The following is an 18,181-nucleotide window of genomic DNA, read 5'->3' as shown; positions in this document are numbered from 1 at the left end:
GAAATTCGCTCAATCGAAATAATGAAGAGGCAATCATGACGAATCTTTCTCGACGCAAGATGCTGGCGAATACGGCTGGCGCCATTGCCGCCGCAGGCCTTGCCGTAACGGCCAAAGCCGCGTCGTTCGGCAATCCGGACAGTCCGCCGGAAGGGGCGATCAACGCGCGCAACACACAGGGATTGACCGACCCGGGGCCACAAAATCCCGCATTGGCGAATCAATTCCCGTCTTTTCAGGATCCGCCTGCCACCGATATCAACGGGATGCCGTTATTCTGGGCGTCTTTCAATAATGCCCATAAACGCATTCAAAACGGCGGGTGGGCGCGCGAGGTCACGCAGGACGATTTTGCGATTTCCGAAACCATTTCCGGCGTCAATATGCGCCTCACGCGCGGCGGCATTCGCGAGATGCACTGGCACCAGCAGGCCGAGTGGGCAATCATGCTTGACGGCCGCTGCCGGATCACCGTGCTCGACGAACTCGGGCGGCCGTCGGTGCAGGACGTCAAGACCGGCGATCTCTGGTATTTCCCGCCGGGCCTGCCGCATTCGCTGCAGGGCCTCGGCACCGACGGCGCCGAATTCCTGCTCGCGTTCGATAACGGCCGCGCATCGGAATTCAATACGCTGCTGCTGACCGACTGGGTCGCGCATACGCCGCCGGACGTGCTCGCGCTCAACTTCGGCGTGCCGGCCGACGCGTTCAGGAACATTCCGCTCGACAACCTGTGGATCTTCCAGGGCGACGAACCGGGCCCGCTCGCGGACGCGCAGCGCGCATCGGCCTCGTCGGCCGGCGCGCCGCCGCATCCGTTCATCTTCTCGCTCGGCGACATGAAACCCGTCAAGAAGACGCGCGGCGGCGAAGTGCGGATCGCGGACAGCACCAACTTCAACATCTCGACGACGGTCGCGGCGGCGCTCGTCACGGTCCATCCGGGCGGCATGCGCGAGTTGCACTGGCATCCGAACGCGGACGAATGGCAGTACTACCTGCAGGGCGAGGCGCGGATGACCGTGTTCGACACGGGGCCGAAGGCGCAGACAGCCGACTTCCGCGCGGGCGACGTGGGCTACGTGAAGAAGAGCCTCGGGCACTACGTGCAGAACACCGGCAAGACCGATCTCGTGTTCCTGGAGATCTTCAAGACCGACCGGTATGCGGAGGTGTCGTTGTCCGACTGGCTCGCGCATACGCCGCCGAAGCTCGTCGAAGCGCACCTGAACGTCGCGCCCGACGTGATCGCGCGGTTTCCGCGCAACCGTCCCGACGTCGTGCCGCTGTAAAGCGGCCGGCGCCGCCGCGGCCGGCGGGCGGCAGGCCGGCCGTGGCGTCCGCTTCCGCTTCCACTTCCACTTCCACTTCCACGTAAGCCCCTATCCGAACGGAACCTCACCATGATTCCCGTTACGAGCAAAACCGCCGGCGGCTTCGCGCTGCCGGGCGCGTCTCCCGAACGCATCGACGGCGCGGCGCGCGCCGCGCTGGAAGGCCGTCGCACCGGTATCGCCGCGCTGCTGCCGTTCGTCGGCCCGGCCGTGATCGCGTCGATCGGCTACATGGACCCCGGCAACTTCGCGACCAACATCCAGGCCGGCGCCGCGTACGGCTACCGGCTGCTGTGGGTCGTGCTGGCCGCGAACGCGATCGCGATGCTGTTCCAGGCGATGTCCGCGAAACTCGGCATCGTGACCGGCCGCAACCTCGCCGAGCTGTGCCGCGACCGTTTCCCCGCGCCGGTCGTGCTGGGCATGTGGATCGCGTCGGAAATCGCCGCGATGGCGACCGATCTCGCCGAATTCCTCGGTGGCGCGCTCGCATTCGGGCTGCTGTGCCACCTGTCGCTGTTCGCCGGGATGATCGCGACGGCGCTGGCGACCTGCGCGATCCTCGCACTCGAGAAGCGCGGCTTCCGGCCGCTGGAAGCCGCGATCGCGGCGCTGGTCGGCGTGATCGGCGCGTGTTATCTCGGCGAACTGCTGATCGCGCCGCAGGACTGGCATGCCGCGGCGTTTCATCTGGTCGTCCCGCAGATTCCGGATCACGCGGCGCTGACGATCGCGGTCGGGATCATCGGCGCGACGATCATGCCGCACACGCTGTATCTGCATTCGGGCCTGACGCAGGATCGCGCCGCGCCGCGCGACGACGTGGAACGGCGGCGGCTCGTGCGTTTTTCGAACCGCGAGGTCGTCGTCGCCCTCGGGCTCGCCGGGTTCGTGAATCTCGCGATGGTGATGATGGCGTCGTCGGCGTTCCATGCGAATGCGCCGGGCATGACCGACATCGGCGACGCGTATCACACGCTGATCCCGGTGCTCGGGCCGGCCGCCGGCGTGCTGTTCCTCGTCGCGCTGCTGACGTCGGGCGTATCGAGTTCGGTGGTCGGCACGATGGCCGGGCAGGTCGTGATGCAGGGCTTCATCCATCGCCGCCTGCCGGTGTGGGTGCGCCGCGCGGTGACGATCGCGCCCGCGTTCGCGGTGGTCGCACTCGGCTGCGACGTCACGCGCGCGATGGTCGCGAGTCAGGTCGTGCTCAGTTTCGTGTTGCCGATACCGATGATCGCGCTGTTGATGCTGTCGGCGCGCGAGGACGTGATGGGCGCTTATGCGATGCGGATGCCGCTGCGGATCGTCGCCGGCGCGGCGACGGTCGTGATCGTCGGGTTGAATGCGTACCTGGTGTGGGCGGTGTTCAACTGAGCGGCGGCGGGGCGGCTACTGCTGCATGTCCGGCGCCTCGCGCAGCCGCCAGATCGCGTTGCACTGCTGGCCGCCGAGGCTCGTCGCGCGTAGCGTGACGACGGTGCCGGCGGCGACCTGATACCAGAAATGCGCCATCAGCTCGGTGCCTTTGCGCTGCGCCTGCCCGTCGACCAGCACTTCGCACCGCAGCGGCGACGGCGAACCGGACGGGTGCGTGACGTAGACGTTCAGGCGCGCGATGTCGCGGGTCGCGGTGAACACGACTTCGTGGTTGCCGCTGCCGACGAGCATCGTGCCGCCCGGTTCGTCGATTGCCTGCAGGTAGGCGCCCGCGCTGCCCTCGATCGCGGCGGACGAAACGGTCAGCCCGGCCGATCGCACGTAGTCCGCCGCGGCGATGCGTGCGGCGACCGCGCCGGAGGGCACCGGGGTGCCGTCCGACAGCGCGAACGGCGCGCCGTCGCGCAGCGCGGCGTCGGTGTGGTTCGCGTAGTAGCGCCACCGGTCGAGGAAGCGGATGTCGCCGGTCATGTGCAGCGCGCGGATCGGTTCGTCCTGGTAACGGAGCGTCGTCGTACCGCTGCCCGCGTCGAACGATTCGTGAATGCCGTACTTGCTGACGAAGTTCTGGACCGGGTCGAGCAGCGCCGTTTCGCCCTGGGCGCTCCACGGATGCAGGAACGTCGTGTCGATCCCGAAGCACGCCTGGAAATCGGTGCCGACGCGCGCGAGGCAGTCGCGCAGGTGAGCGGCATAGCGTGCCCATGCGTCGGCGGTCCCGGCCACGAGCCCGGCCTGCAGCGCACCGCCGTGGCGGGCGGTGACCGCGTCGACGACGAGACGCCAGTGATGGTCGCGCCGCTCGCCGATCAGCGGCGTGACGACGAACGTGCAGAACAGCGGGTCGGGGCACACGTGAATCCGGTCGTCGCCGATCCGCGAGAACAGGTCGAATTGCGGCGCACAGAACCAGATGTCGGCATCGTAGAGCGCGAGCTTGCGGATCTGCGGGTTGCGCGCGCAATACCCGGCCGCCTCGATGAAGCGGCCGACCGGCAGCGCATACGCATCCGACGCGTCGATGACGTCGACCGACTGGCTCGCGAGGATCTGCCGCTTGCGCTCGGACAGCCCGTAGCCGATCACCGCGATCCGTCCGTCGTAGCCGGTCTGCCGGAGCGACAGCAGGAACGGCACGAGCATTTCGTACCACGCGCGGTTGTTGTCGTTGATCGCTACGCAGACCGCGTGCTCGCTCGGATGCATGTTCGGTTCCCGTTGTGCGCACTCGGGCGTGCGCATCCTGTCCTGGTTGGTGACGCGAATCCGGTGACGTGGATCACCGCCGGGCGCCGCCGGCCCCGGTCATTGTAGATCGGCGCCGCCGCGCGACATAGCGCCGGCGCCGCGGCCCATGGCGATTACCCGCGCGCCGGCAGGGCCGGGCGCGCGAGCCGCCGCGATTATTTCGCGAGAGTGCGGTATGACACGAGGTCGTTGATCGGCCCGATTTCCGGCCCGGTCGCACCGGGGCGCGTCGCGACCTGCACGACCTTCTCGAACATGATGATGAACGGCGAGTTCGCGAGCACGGCCTTCTGCAGTGCTTCGTAGCGCTGCGCGCGCTTCGCGGGCGACGGCTCGACGAGCGCGGCCTCGGTGTCTTTCGTCAGTTGCGGAATATCCCAGCTGTTGCGCCACGCGAGCATCTTCGTCGGCGATTGATCCGAGTTGTCCGGATTCCATGCGAAGCCGCGCGCGTTGCTGTTCGGGTCCATGTAGTCGGGCGACCATTCGCCGATGAAGATGTCGTGCTGGCGCGCGCGGTACTTGCCGATCGCCTGCTTCGCATCGCCGGGGATCAGCTTCACGCGGATGCCGCCCTGCGCGAAGTTCGCCTGCAGCGCCTGCGCGATCTCGAGGTACGGATAGTCGTTCGGCATGTCCATCGTCACGTCGAAGCCGTTCGGCAAGCCGGCCTTCGCGAGCAGCGCCTTCGCCTTCGCGACGTCCTGCTTGTACGGCCGCGCGTTCGACGTGCCGAGGAAGCCTTCGGGCAGGAAGGTCTGATGCACCTTGTAGGTCGTGCTGACGATGTTGCGCTGGATGCCGTCGTAGTCGACGAGCCATTTCATCGCCTGCTGCACCTCGGGTTTCGCGAGGTTCGGGTTCTTCGTGTTCAGGCTCAGGTACAGCAGCGCGGATACCGGCCACGACGCGACCTTGATCTTGCCGGCCTTCGACAGCGCGGCGAGGCTGTCGGGGCTCAGGTTGCGCGCGGCGTCGGCGTCGCCGTTCTCCAGCAGCAGCCGCTGCGCGGACGCTTCGGGCACGTGGCGGAGCACGACGCGCTTCATCGGGTACGGCGTGCGGTATTTCTCGAAACGCTGCAGCACGATGCTCTCGTTCGGCGTCCACTTGACGAGCTGGTACGGGCCCGAGCCCGCATCGTTGGTCCGCAGCCAGGCGCTGCCGAAATCGTTGCCCTGCTGGTGCGACAGCAGCAGCTTCTTGTCGAACACCGAGGCCGGGCACGCGCTGAGCACGTTGAGCACGAAGCTCGGCGCGTACTTGCGGTCGGTTTCGAGCACGACGGTCTGCGGATCGACCACGCGCACCTTCTGCATCACGTTCGCCTTCGTGAGGCCGAGATCGGCGAGCACGCCGGCCGGCCCCTTGTCGAGCAGGATGGTGCGCTGCAGCGACCATGCGACGTCGTCGGCGGTGACGGGGTTGCCGGAATGGAACGTGAGGCCGGGGCGCAGCTTGAACGTGTAGGTCGTGCCGTCTGCGCCGACCGTCCACGATTGCGCGATCTGTCCGTCGAAGCGCGTCGGATCCTTCAGGTCGACCCGCACCAGCCGCTCGTAGGTGTTCGCCACGTATTCGGACGGCACCAGCTCGTAGATCCCGCTCGGGTCGAGGGTCGTGAATTCGCCGAGTTGCGTGGCGACGACGAAGATGCCGGGCGGCGTGGCAGCCTGCGCCGGCAGCGCCGGAACAAGCGCGACGAGCGCGGCGCTGACGAACAGCCGGGACAGCAGGTGCTTCATGCGGGCTCCATCGAGAGGGAATCGTGGTGCGATTCTCTCATCGACGGCCGTCCGGATGAAAATATTCGGCGCGCGCGGTGCGGCGCGCGGCAGTCGGCCGGGCGGGTGCCCGGCGCGGGGGGCGTCAGATCGCGCAGCGCGCGATCGCGAAGCGCATGGCTTCCTCGGCCGGTTCGTTGCCCGAGCCGCGCACGACCTTGACGACCGAGCCGTTGCCCGACGGCGTCAGCGTGACGAAGTAGGAATTCGAGCCGACGGCGATATCGGTCACGCCGTTGTGCTGCGATTGCTCGGTGCCCGACAGGCGGCTGTCGAGGCAGTTCGCGATGGCGTAGGCCGGACGTTGCGACGACACGTAGATCATCGGTGCGGCACCCGACGAGGCCGAGTCGGACGAGGGCGCGGAACCGCAGGCGGCGAGCAGGGCGGCGGGAAGGAGCAGCAGGAATCGTTTCATGGTCGGTCGTCGGGTGTCTCGTATCGAGGCTGGGGCGCGGGGTAGGCGAAACGCGAAGCTTCGCGACGAAACCGCCCGGAATCGGGCCGTTTTTGACGGACGACGATGCGACAGGCGGCTGACGACGGAGTATACCCGCAGCATCTGACGCCGTTCGCGCGTTGAAACGATTCGATACAACCAGCCGATCGAACAAGCACCCGCTGCCGCATCGCGGCAGCGGGCGTTTCAGGTGATGGCGAATGGGCGCTTGCCGGTGTTGTCGCTGTTATTGGCCGATCTTGTTGCCGACCGCATTGTCCTGCTGGTTCAGCACGTGCTTTTCGCTCTTCGTGATGTGGCCGTGATCCTGCGCGGCCATGTCCCGCTCTTCCCGGCGGATCTTGCGGTCGTCACGGTGCAGGCGCGCGGCCCGGGCGTGCGACATCTCGCCTTCCGTCACTTCGTGATGGATGCGGCGATGCTGGTTCGCGAGGCGCCGGTTGACCGCTTCGCGGCGCGGATGCGCCTGTTGCCACGGCGTCTCGGCGAACGCGGTGCCGGTCAGGACCGACATCAGGGCGGCGGCAATCGCGATTTGGCGGGTCAGGGCTCGCATCGTGTTTTCTCCTGTCGTTGCGCCGTCCCTCTGGAGGAGCGGCGCATGACGAAAAAACGCGGTACGGGCGCCGGCTGTTGACGTTTCCGCCTGTATCGATTGCAAGTCTTTATTACGTCGCAGGGGGAGCTGGCCGGCCCCGGCGTGCGTGGCGCGAGGGTCGGCCGCAACGGCCGCGGATCAATGCGCGCCGGCCGCCGCCGCATCGGCATCGCCGCCGCCCGAGCGCGCCGGTTTCGTGATCCAGATGAGCGGGATGATCGCGATGAAGATGATCGCCGACACGTAGAAGATGTCGTTCAACCCCATCACGGCCGCCTGCGAATCGACCGATGCGTTGAAGAACGCGAGCGCCGAATCGGGGCTCAGGTGCAGCAGCGAGCGTGTCGTGTCGACCTGTTGCGTGAAGACCGGGTTGGTGACGCTCGCCTGTTCGGTGAGCCGCACGTGATGCAGGATCGTGCGGTCGTTCCACGCGTTGCTGATCAGCGACGTGCCCACCGCGCCGCAGAACGTGCGGCCGAAATTCGACAGGCCGGCCGCGGCCGGGATCTTTTCGGGCGGCAGCCCGGACAGGATGATCGACGTCAGCGGCACGAAGAACATCGCCATCGGAATGCCTTGCAGCAGCGTCGGCAGCACGAGGTCCCAGCGCGACACGTCGGTGTAGAACGTCGTGCGCATCATGAACACGACCGCGAAGCCGACGAACGCGAGCGTCGCGATATAACGCGGGTCGGTGCGCGGCAGCAGGCGTCCCATGACCGGCGTGAGCAGGATCGCGAACAGCCCGAGCGGCGCGGTCGCGAGCCCCGAATCGACCGCGCGGTAGCCGAGATAACCCTGCATCCATTGCGGCAGCAGCACGAGCGTGCCGAAGAACATCCCGTACGCGACCGAGATCGCGATCGTGCCGCCCGCGAAGTTGCGCTGCGTGAACAGCCGCAAGTCCACGATCGGGTTGGCCTCGTACAGCTCCCACACGAGGAAGAACGCAAAGCCGATCAGCGCGACGATGCCGAGCGCGACGACGACGGGCGAGTTGAACCAGTCGAGATCCTTGCCCTTGTCGAGCATGATCTGCAGCGACGCGACCCACAGCACGAGCAGCAGCAGGCCGACCGTATCGATCGGCAGGCGGCGCGTGGCCGATTCGCGGTCGCGGAACACGATCCACGTGACGGCCGCCGCGAAGAAGCCGACCGGAATGTTGATGTAGAAGATCCACGACCAGTTGTAGTCGTACGTGATCCAGCCGCCGAGCGACGGCCCCGCGATCGGGCCGACGAGCGCGGTCATCGACCACAGCGCGAGCGCGCTCGACGATTTCTGCCGCGGCCAGGCGCCAAGCAGCAGCGCCTGCGACAGCGGCGCGAGCGGCCCCGCGACCGCGCCCTGCAGGATCCGTGCGGCGAGCAGCGTCGGCAGGTTCGGCGCGATCCCGCACAGCCACGACGCGAACACGAACAGCAGGATCGACGTGACGAACAGGCGCACCTGGCCGAAGCGCTGCGTGAGCCAGCCGGTCAGCGGAATCGACACCGCGTTCGCGGCCGCGAAGATCGTGATCACCCACGTGCCTTCGTCGACCGAGACGCCGAGGTCGCCCGAGATCGTCGGGATCGCGACGTTCGCGATCGACGAGTCGAGCACGTTCATGAACATGGCGAGCGATACCGCGATCGTGCCGATCGCGAGCTTGCCGCCCGACAGCGGCGCCTGGGGTGACGGAGATGACATGGTGTTCCTGCGTGATGAAAGGTGGCCGGGCGGCGCGCGCCGTCGGCCGCGCGCGCGCCGCGTGCGCGGGCGGGCCGCGAAGCGGACGGCGCGATGCACCACGCGCGGGCGGCCCGGCAAACGGGGCCGTCCGCGCGCGGCGTGCGGTTCAGGCGTTCGATCGGATCGGCGAAGCCATGACGGGCTTCGGGGCGCGGGCAGGCCGGTCAGGAAGGCGCGACGCGCGTGACGCGGCGGCGGGCAGCGCTCGCGTGGCTGCCGTAGCGTGTGTGGCGATTTTTCATGGGCACAGGCTAACGATGCGGCGAACGGCGATCAACGCTCGCGCGCTCATTAATTCCTTTCGTGCGCCGCAATAATGCAGCCGGCCCGCCTCGATGGCCGGTCGCGCGATGCCGGTTACGGCGACGCGCGCCACGCGGTGAAGACTTCCGTCAGGAATTCGACGAATGCGCGCACCTTGCTGTCGAGCGTCGCGCGCTTCGGATACAGCGCGTGCAGTTCGACGTCGTCGGTGCGGTGCCAGTCGGGCAGCACGATTTCGAGTTCGTTGTTCGCGAGCCGCCGCGTGGTGAAGTGCGTGGAGATCAACGCGATGCCGCCGCCGCTCGCGGCCTGGCGCAGCACCGTGACCGATTCGTTCGAGATCAGCACGGGCTGCACCGGCACATCGGCCACGTCGCCGGCCGCGTTGGTGAGCCGCAGCGTCAGGCCGGGCGTGTCGCGGCCGACGAACAGGATGTCGTGATCGGCGAGGTCCTGTGGTGTCTGCGGCCGGCCGGCACGGTCGAGATAGTGCGGGCTGGCCGCGAGTTTCGCGTGCGACCAGCCGAGCGAGCGCGCGACATAGCCGGAATCGGTCAGCACGCCCGTGCGCAGCGCGACGTCGAAGCCGTGCTCGACGAGGTCGAGCGCGCTGTTGTCGTAGATCAGCACGAGCTGCACCAGCGGGTAGCGCCGGCGAAACTCGGCGAGCGCCGGCTCCAGTTCCAGCAGGCCGATCGCGTAGGGCACCAGCACGCGCAGCGTGCCCTCGGGCTCGGTGCGCAGCGCCCGCGCCTGGCGGTCCGCGTCGAGCAGGATTTCCTCGGCGCGCAGGCAGCGTTCGTAATAGTCGCGCCCCGCTTCGGTGACGGACACGCGGCGCGTCGTGCGGTACAGCAGCTGGACGCCGAGATCGTCCTCGAGCTGCCTGACCTTGCGGCTCACGCGGCTGAGCGGCATGTCGAGTTGCGTGGCGGCGGCGGTGAAGCTGCCGCGTTCCACCACGCGCAAGAATATCCGGATGCTTTCGAGGTCCATACGGGGCGTTTCAGGGTTCGGCCTGCGCGCATCTTACCGTCGCGCGCCGGATCGCAGCGGATCGTGCCGATTATCCTGCCCGGTGCAATAACGCATCCCGCCGCCGCCCCGTAGTGGCGGCCCGCGCGCGATCGTATGCTCGCCGGATGAAATTCGCTTTCCCCAGCGTGCCGCCGTTCGCGGCCGTCCGGGCCGCGCTGCGCGACGCGCGCCCGACGTTGCCGCCCGGCGCGCTCGCGTTCGCGCTGCGCAATACCGCCGCGTCGTTGCTCGCACTCTATATCGCGTTCCGGATGAATCTCGACGATCCGAAATGGGCCGCGTCGACCGTGTGGATCGTCGCGCAGGGCAGCCGCGGGATGGGGCTGTCGAAGAGCCAGTACCGGATTCTCGGCACCGCGATCGGCGCGGCCGTCGCGCTCGCGCTGACCGGTGCGTTCGCGCAGACGCCCGAGCTGTTCCTGCCGGCGCTCGCCGCGTGGATCGGGCTGTGCGCGGGCGTCGCGACGTTCCAGCGGAATTTCCGCGCATATGCGGCGGTGCTCGCCGGCTATACGGCCGCGATCATCGCGATGGATGCGGTGTCCGCGCCGCTGCATGCGTTCGACATCGCGGTGGCGCGATTCCTGTATGTGGTCGTCGGCATCCTGTGCGGCGCGCTGTTCGAAACGGTGTTTGCGCCGGGCGCGCCGCTGAACGATGTCCGCACGCGGCTCGCGCGCTATCTCGACCGCGCGGTGACGCTCGGCGCGGGCGCGCTGCGCCGTGAGCCGAACGGGGCGGCCGTGCACCGCCTGTTCGCGGATGCGCTCGAACTCGACACGGCGGCCGAGTATGCCGCGGCCGGCGCGCCGCCGGTGCGCAACGCGATCGGCCATCTGCGCGCGGCGGCGCTGGGCGTGCTCACCGCGCAGGCCGCCGGGCAGGCGATCCGCGAGCATGCGGCGCGCGCCGGCGACGCGCCGGATCCGCTGATCGACGAAGTCGCGCGCGTGCTGGACGGCGTCGCTGCATCGGACACCCCGGGGCACGCGATCGCGGCGCTGCGCGCGCGCGTGGACGACGCACTGCACGCGGCGGCCGCCGCGCAGCGCGGCCCGGACACGTCGCGCCTGCTCACGCTCGACCGGCTGGCGGCGCTGCTCGCCGGGTTCGAGCGCGCGTTCGCGAGCCGGGCGCTGCTCGACCGGCCGGAGCCGCCGCCTTCGCGCGTGCGCTATGCCTTTCACCACGATCCGGTGCTCGCGTGGCACAACGGGATCCGCGCGTTCATCGCGGTGCTGGCCGCATCGGCGATCTGGATCGTCACGGCGTGGCCGTCGGGCGCCGGCTTCGTCGCGATCACGGCCGTGGTCGGCGCGCTGTTCTCGACGCGGCCGAACTCGGTGCGCGCGGCCGTCGGTTTCCTGAAAGGCACGGCATGCGCGGCGGCCGCCGGCGTCGTCTGCAACTTCGTCCTGTTGCCCGCGGTGTCGGGCTTCGAGATGCTCGCGACCATCCTCGGCGTGTTCCTGGTCGCCAACGGCGTCGCGATGCGTCATCCGCGCACGGCCGCGATGGGCAGCGCATTCGCGATCTTCTTCTGGAATTTCACGTCGCCGGACAATACCGCGCGCATCGGCGATGCCGCGTTCCTGAACAGCGCGCTCGCCACCATGCTCGGCATCGCGTTCGGCGCGCTGATCTTCGCGCTGGTGTTTCCCGGCGATCCCGGCACGAGCCGGCGGCGGCTGCATCGTGCGGTGCGCCGCGACCTGGCCGGCATCGCACGCGACCCGCGTGCCTGGTCGGAGAGCGTGTGGCTGAGCCGGACGGCCGACCGTCTCGCGCGCGAACTCGGTTTCGCGGGCAGCCTGCCGCAGACGCTGATCGAGCGCGACATGCGCGACCTGCTCGCGATCTGGGGAATCGGCGACAGCCTGCTGTCGCTCGCCGCACTGGCCTCGCGCGAGCCGACCGTGCGCCGCGCGGCGGCCGTGGTGCGCGGCCGCGTCGCGCGGGCGGAATTCGCGCGGCTCGACCGGACCTGCGACGCGGCGGCGCGCGTGCTGCGGCGGCGCGCGGCCGGTCGCGCAGGCGATGCCGCGCAGGCGATGCTGCGCGGTGTCGTGCTGGTGCGGCGGATCGCCGACGCAGCCGCCGAGCACGGCCGTTTCCTGCGCGGCCTCGGCGACTGAGCGGTTCAGGTGAGGCGGTATGCGCGGCCGGGCGTCACTTCGGCCGGCAGCGGCTCGCGGTTCAGTTCGAGCAGCGTGCGTTCGATCTGGCGCGTCATCGCATCGAGCGCGAGATGGTTCGGCCCGTCGCCGAACGGCTCGGCGATCGCATGCGCGATCGCGTCGAGCGCGATCAGCGTATAGGCGACGAACACGGTGACGAACGGTGTCGCCGCGCCGATCGAGTCGACGAGGCCGAACGGCAGCAGCACGCAGTACGCGTAGATGGTCCGGTGCAGCAGCACGTCGTAGGAAAACGGGATCGGCGTCGACGCGATCCGTTCGCAGCCGCTCACCATCGCGACGAGATCGTCGAGGCGCGCGTCGAGCATCCACAGGCGCGTATCGGCGAGGCGGCCCGCGTCGGCGCGTGCGGCGAACGCTTCGCGCAGCGCGTGCACGATGACGATCGGGCGGAACCGGGAGCCGGCGACACGCGCATGAGTGGCCTCGTCGAGCAGCCCGCGCAGGTCGGCGGCCGGATCGGTGCCGCGCAGTTGATGCTTGAGCGCATAGACGAAGGCGACGACCTGCCGCACGAAGGCGCGCCGCGATGCGTCGTCGCGGTCGACCGCACCGTAGCAGAGCGCCTGCGAGACCAGCGTGCGCGCGGCGGTCAGGACGCCGCCCCACAGTTGCCGGCCCTCGCGGTAGCGTTCGTAGCTCGCGTTATTGCGAAACCCCGCGAAGATCGCCAGCGTGAGCCCGATCAGCGTGAATGGCGTCGGGTTCAGCGGCACCTTCTCGCCGAGCACGCGGCCGCCGCCCCACACCGCGACGAGGCTGATCGCGAGCGTCAGCACGAGCTGCGGCAGGATGGTGGGCAGCACCGAGCCGTTCCACACGAGCAGCATCCGCAGCCAGTGCTCGCGCGGACGAACGATCATCGTCGCGCTCCGTCAGGCGGCGATCGAGGCCGGCGCGGCCGCGCGATGCAGCAGCACGGGCACCGACTTCGACGTCGGCGTGTTGCACACGTCGCCGACGCTGTCGAGCGGCACGAGCGGGTTGGTTTCCGGGTAATACGCGCCGATGCAGCCGCGCGGGATGTCGTACTCGACGAGCAGGAAGCCGTCCGCGCGCCGCTCGATCCCGTCGTGCCACACGGTTTCCATGTCGACCCATTCGCCGGCCTTCAGGCCGAGCATCGCGAGATCGTCGCGGTTGACGAACACCACGCGGCGCTGGCCGAACACGCCGCGATAGCGGTCGTCGAGCCCGTAGACGGTCGTGTTGTACTGGTCGTGCGAACGGGTCGTCATCAGCGTCATCAGCCGTTCGCCGTGCAGCTCGCGGGCGCGCTGGATCGGCGTGTCGGTCGGCAACGCGTGCGCGATGAAGTTCGCCTTGCCCGTCGGCGTGAGCCACTCGCGATCGCGCGACGCGACGCGCAGGTGGAAGCCGCCCGGCCGCGCGATGCGCGTGTTGTAGTCGTAGAAGCCGTCGAGCGTCGCCTCGATCGCATCGCGGATCTTCGCGTAATCGTCCTTGTACGCGAGCCAGTCGATCTTGCCGCTGCCGAACAGCGCATGGCCGATGTGCGCGACGATCGCGGGCTCCGACATCAGGTTCGGCGACGCCGGTTTGTTCATCCCGTACGACACGTGGACCATGCTCATCGAATCCTCGACCGTCACGCCTTGCGCGACGTTGTCCTGCAGGTCGATTTCGGTGCGGCCGAGCGTCGGCAGGATCAGCGCGTCGCGGCCGTGGATCAGGTGGCTGCGGTTCAGCTTCGTCGTGATGTGCACCGACAGGTCGCAGCGTCGCATGCCTTCCCACGTGCGCGGCGTATCGGGCGTCGCCATCGCGAAGTTGCCGCCGAGGCCGATCAGCACCTTCACGCGGCCTTCGAGCATCCCCTCGATCGTCTCGACGACGTCGTAGCCGTGGTGGCGCGGCGGTTCGAAGTCGAACACGTGGCCGAGGCGGTCGAGGAACGCCTGCGACGGCTTTTCCTCGATGCCGACCGTGCGGTTGCCCTGCACGTTCGAGTGGCCGCGCACCGGGCACAGGCCGGCGCCGGGGCGGCCGATGTTGCCGCGCATCAGCATCAGGTTCGTCAGCATCTGCACGGTCGCGACCGAATGCTTGTGCTGCGTGATGCCCATGCCCCACGTCGCGATCACGCGTTCGCTGCGCGCATAGCGTTGCGCGAGGCTGTCGATCTGCTCGTACGGCACGCCGCTTTCGGCGGTCAGCGCGGACCAGCTTTCGTTGCGCAGGTCGTCGGCGAAGGCGTCGAAACCGGCCGTGTGCTCGACGATGAACGCGGTGTCGACGACGCGCGGCGCACCGGCGGCGCGCGCGGCGTCGTCGAGTTCGAGCACCCGCTTCGCCATCCCCTTGATCAGCGCGAAATCGCCGCCGATCGTCGGCTGGATGAACGTCGATGCGATCCGGGTGCCCGACATCGTCAGCATCTCGATCGGGCTTTGCGGATCGGCGAAGCGTTCGAGGCCGCGCTCCTTGAGCGGGTTGATCGACACGATCGTCGCGCCGCGCTTCGCGCATTCGCGCAGCTCGCCCATCATCCGGGGGTGGTTGGTCGCGGGGTTCTGGCCGAAGATCAGCAGCATGTCCGCGTGCTCGAAATCGTCGAGCGTGACGGTGCCCTTGCCGACGCCGACCGAGGCCGGCAGCCCGCGGCTCGTCGCCTCGTGGCACATGTTCGAGCAGTCGGGGAAGTTGTTCGTGCCGTACAGCCGCACCAGCAACTGGTACAGGAACGCCGCTTCGTTGCTCGCGCGGCCGGACGTGTAGAACGCGGCCTGGTTCGGGTCGGGCAGCGCGCGCAGGTGGCGCGCGATCAGGTCGAACGCGTCGTCCCACGCGATCGGCACGTAGCGGTCGGTTTGCGCGTCGTACACCATCGGGTCGGTGAGGCGGCCGTGCTGTTCGAGTTCGAAATCCGACTGTTCGAGCAACTCGGTGACCGTGTGCGCGGCGAAGAATTCGGGCGTCACGCGCTTGCTCGTCGCCTCGGCGGCCACCGCCTTCACGCCGTTCTCGCAGAATTCGAACGTCGATGCGTGCTGGCGGTCGGGCCACGCGCAGCCGGGGCAGTCGAAGCCGTCCGGCTGGTTCTGGCGCAGCAGCGTACGGTAGTTGCCGCCTGCGACCTTTTCCTTGATCAGGTTGATCGTGACGGCTTTCAGCGCACCCCAGCCGGCGGCCGGGTGAGTGTACGGTTCGATGCGCGCGGTGGCGGATTTCTTTTTCATGGTGCAGCGGGTGTCGGGGTCGATGGGTGCAGAGTACGCGCGGCACCCGTGCCGCTGTGTGTACACCTGTTCGCTTCAAAAAAGAGTACAGTTTCGGCCATTCGCACGGTGCGGATCGCAACTGTGTTGTTGAAGGGAAGTTGAAAGGGAGGCGCGTGAAGCGTTACGAACAACTGGCCGACGATCTCCAGGCGCAGATCGAGCGTGGCGTGTACCGGCCGGGCGAACGGATTCCGTCGGTGCGGCAGGCGAGCCGGCAGCAGCAGCTCAGCGTGACGACCGTGCTGCGCGCCTACCTCGTGCTGGAAAGCCGCGGCCTGATCGAAAGCCGGCCGCAGTCGGGCTACTTCGTGCGGGCACGCGCGGCGGCGCCGGCCGAGGCCGAGCTGCATACGTCGGCGCCGACGGCCGAGCCGTCGGCGGTGGACGTGAGCCGGCTCGTGCTGTCGACGCTGCGCTCGATCGCGCGCGACGACGCGGTGCCGCTCGGTTCGCCGTATCCCGACGCGTCGCAGTTTCCGGTGCAGCGTCTCGCACGCTATGCGCAGACGATCGGGCGACGCCGCACGCGCTGGGGCGTGATCGACGACCTGCCGCCGGGCAACCAGGAACTGATCCGCCAGATCGCGCGGCGCTACGCGGAACGCGGGGTCGCCGTCGAGCCGGGCGAGATCGTGATGACGATCGGCGCGACCGAAGCGATCAACCTGTGCCTGCAGGCCGTCGCGAAGCCGGGCGACACGATCGCGGTGGAGTCGCCGACGTTCTACGCGATGCTGCACGCGATCGAGCGGATGGGCATGCGCGCGCTGGAAGTCGCGACGCACCCGGGCGACGGCATCGATCTTGACGCGCTCGAACGGGTCCTCGAGCGCGAGCGCATCGCCGCGTGCATGGTGATGCCGAATTTCCAGAATCCGCTCGGCTTCCAGATGCCCGATGCGCGCAAGCGCGCGCTCGTCGAACTGCTCGCGAAGCACGGCGTGCCGGCGATCGAGAGCGACGTGTATCACGAGCTGCATTTCGGTGACACGACCCCGAGCGCGCTGAAATCGTTCGACCGTGACGGCCTCGTGCTGCATTGCGCGTCGTTCACGAAGAGCCTGTCGCCGCGTTACCGGATCGGCTGGGCGATGCCGGGCCGCTATCGCGACCAGGTCGAGAAGCTGAAATTCCTCAACACGCTCGCGACGCCCGCGATCGAGCAGCTCGCGATCGCCGAGTACCTGAAATACGACGGCTACGATTTCCACCTGCGGCGCATGCGCAAGCTGTACGCGCAGCAGGCGAGCCTGATGAGCGCGATGGTGCGCCGGTTCTTCCCGGAAGGCACACGGCTGTCGCAGCCGCAGGGCGGGTATGTGCTGTGGGTCGAGCTGCCGCGGCAGGTCGATGCGATGAAGCTGTACACGCTCGCGCTCGCGCAGCGGATCACGGTCGGCCCCGGCCACATGTTCTCGGCGGGCACCGACTACCGGCATTTCATCCGGCTCAACTACAGCTATCCGTGGTCGCGCCAGATCGAGGACGCCTTGAAGGTGCTCGGGCGGCTCGCATCGGAGTGCGCGGCGCGATAGGCGCGGCCGCGTCGCGCATCGACCCGTCCGCGGCGCCCGCGCGCCGGCTTACGCCGCGCGGACCATCTGCCGCATGTCGAAACCCGACGGATGCTGGTACACGCGCAGCCCGAACTCCGGCAGCACCGCGATCAGGTGATCGAACAGGTCGGCCTGGATGGCCTCGTAGTCGACCCACGTCGTCGTATCGGTGAAGCAGTACAGTTCGAGCGGAATGCCTTCGGCGGTGAGCGGCAACTGCCGCGCCATGCAGGTCATGTCGCGGCGGATGCGCGGATGACCCTTCAGGTAGTTCGCGACGTACGCGCGGAACGTGCCCAGATTCGTCAGCTGGCGGCGGTTCGCCGGGCAGTCGCCGGCCGCGCCGAGCGTGCCGTTCCATTGCTCGATCGCGTCGACCTTGTCCTCGAGATACTCCCTCAGCAGCGTCAGGCGTTCGAGCCGTTCGATCTCGTCGTTCGATAGAAAACGCACGCTCGTCGCGTCGACGAACAGCGCGCGCTTGATGCGGCGGCCGCCCGCTTCGGTCATCCCGCGCCAGTTCTGGTAGCTCTCGGTGATCAGCTTCCACGTCGGCACCGTGATGATCGTGTGATCGAAGTTCGCGACCTTGACGGTGTTCAGCGTGATGTCGATGACGGTGCCGTCCGCACCGGCCGACGGCATCGTGATCCAGTCGCCGATCCGCAGCATGTCGTTCGACGACAGCTGCACGCCGGCGACGAGGCCGAGCAGCGTGTCCTTGAAGATCAGCATCAGCACCGCCGACATCGCGCCGATGCCGGACAGCAGCAGGCCGATCTGCTTGCCGGTCGCATCGCCGATCACGACGAGCGCGGCGGTGATGAACATCACGAGCTTGACGAGTTGCATCGCGCCTTTCAGCGACAGGCGCGGCTGGTCGCGCTGGTGCGTGCGGTGGGTGTGCTCGAGCGCGGACAGCGTCGCGCTGATGGTCATCGTCACGAGGAACACGATCAGCGCGAACAGCACCTTGTCGGCGACCTGCGTGACGCGCTCCGGAATGCCGGGCACCGCGCCGAGCCCGAGCTTGACCACGACGAACGGGACGATGCGGTTCAGCCATTTGAAGGCGCCGAACTCGAACAGCGCGTCGTCGATGCGCGTGGCGGACAGCCGCGCGAGGCGCGCGACCACGCGAAACAGCAGGAAATGGACGGCGGCGGTGATCGCGCCGGCGGTGGCAAGCAGAATGAGGATGCCGACGAGCGGCGTCAACCAGGATTCGTTCAGTGTCATGGCGGAAAACAGGGACCTTCTTGTGCGTTGAATCGGCGCC

13 protein-coding genes are annotated in these 18,181 nt (G+C 68.3%); 4 read left to right on the top strand and 9 right to left on the bottom strand.

Features of this window, described 5'->3' with window-relative positions:
* Positions 1–35 precede the first annotated feature (35 nt).
* On the top strand, positions 36–1,292 hold the full coding sequence (locus HWX00_RS21030) for an oxalate decarboxylase family bicupin (protein ID WP_069704643.1): 1,257 nt from the start codon (positions 36–38) through the stop codon (positions 1,290–1,292).
* A gap of 111 nt (positions 1,293–1,403) precedes the next feature.
* On the top strand, positions 1,404–2,711 hold the full coding sequence (locus HWX00_RS21025; protein ID WP_059556658.1) for an Nramp family divalent metal transporter: 1,308 nt from the start codon (positions 1,404–1,406) through the stop codon (positions 2,709–2,711).
* 15 nt (positions 2,712–2,726) lie between these two features.
* Here the strand turns inward: HWX00_RS21025 and HWX00_RS21020 are convergent, their stop codons facing one another.
* From HWX00_RS21020 to HWX00_RS20995, 6 genes are all read right to left on the bottom strand, one after another.
* Positions 2,727–3,980, bottom strand: a complete 1,254-nt coding sequence (locus tag HWX00_RS21020; protein ID WP_175027743.1) for a hypothetical protein — start codon at positions 3,978–3,980, stop codon at positions 2,727–2,729.
* Between the two features lie 197 nt (positions 3,981–4,177).
* Complete coding sequence (locus HWX00_RS21015; protein ID WP_069704644.1) at positions 4,178–5,767, bottom strand: ABC transporter substrate-binding protein; 1,590 nt, start codon at positions 5,765–5,767, stop codon at positions 4,178–4,180.
* Positions 5,768–5,891: 124 nt separating this feature from the next.
* Positions 5,892–6,224, bottom strand: coding sequence for a sugar ABC transporter ATPase (locus HWX00_RS21010; RefSeq protein ID WP_034187928.1), 333 nt, complete (start codon positions 6,222–6,224; stop codon positions 5,892–5,894).
* 268 nt (positions 6,225–6,492) lie between these two features.
* Positions 6,493–6,822 (bottom strand): hypothetical protein, encoded by a 330-nt coding sequence (locus tag HWX00_RS21005; RefSeq protein WP_124670994.1) that lies wholly within the window; start codon positions 6,820–6,822, stop codon positions 6,493–6,495.
* Positions 6,823–7,002: 180 nt separating this feature from the next.
* On the bottom strand, positions 7,003–8,562 hold the full coding sequence (locus HWX00_RS21000; protein ID WP_034187926.1) for a DHA2 family efflux MFS transporter permease subunit: 1,560 nt from the start codon (positions 8,560–8,562) through the stop codon (positions 7,003–7,005).
* A gap of 399 nt (positions 8,563–8,961) precedes the next feature.
* Positions 8,962–9,864, bottom strand: a complete 903-nt coding sequence (locus tag HWX00_RS20995) for a LysR family transcriptional regulator (protein WP_175029413.1) — start codon at positions 9,862–9,864, stop codon at positions 8,962–8,964.
* 146 nt (positions 9,865–10,010) lie between these two features.
* Between HWX00_RS20995 and HWX00_RS20990 the strand changes: the two genes are divergently transcribed.
* Entirely contained in the window at positions 10,011–12,041 is a 2,031-nt protein-coding gene (locus HWX00_RS20990) for an FUSC family protein (protein ID WP_175868134.1), read from the top strand.
* Positions 12,042–12,046: 5 nt separating this feature from the next.
* Here HWX00_RS20990 and HWX00_RS20985 read toward each other — a convergent pair whose 3' ends face one another.
* Positions 12,047–12,967 carry a bestrophin family protein gene (locus HWX00_RS20985; protein WP_059556653.1) on the bottom strand — a complete coding sequence of 307 codons (921 nt, stop codon included), beginning with the start codon at positions 12,965–12,967 and terminating at the stop codon, positions 12,047–12,049.
* A 12-nt stretch (positions 12,968–12,979) separates the two neighbouring features.
* Positions 12,980–15,304, bottom strand: a complete 2,325-nt coding sequence (locus HWX00_RS20980) for an FdhF/YdeP family oxidoreductase (RefSeq protein WP_175028134.1) — start codon at positions 15,302–15,304, stop codon at positions 12,980–12,982.
* 155 nt (positions 15,305–15,459) lie between these two features.
* On the opposite strand from HWX00_RS20980, the gene HWX00_RS20975 reads away from it, so the two are divergent.
* Positions 15,460–16,881, top strand: a complete 1,422-nt coding sequence (locus HWX00_RS20975; protein WP_034187921.1) for an aminotransferase-like domain-containing protein — start codon at positions 15,460–15,462, stop codon at positions 16,879–16,881.
* 48 nt (positions 16,882–16,929) lie between these two features.
* On the opposite strand, the gene HWX00_RS20970 is transcribed toward HWX00_RS20975, so the two are convergent.
* Entirely contained in the window at positions 16,930–18,141 is a 1,212-nt protein-coding gene (locus HWX00_RS20970; RefSeq protein WP_175028133.1) for a mechanosensitive ion channel family protein, read from the bottom strand.
* Positions 18,142–18,181 lie beyond the last annotated feature (40 nt).

Source organism: Burkholderia seminalis DSM 23518 (genome assembly GCF_902832885.1).
In the GTDB taxonomy this organism is placed as follows: domain Bacteria; phylum Pseudomonadota; class Gammaproteobacteria; order Burkholderiales; family Burkholderiaceae; genus Burkholderia; species Burkholderia seminalis.
Note: the sequence above shows the minus strand (reverse complement) of the source record. Positions and strands in the feature narration are given on the sequence as shown.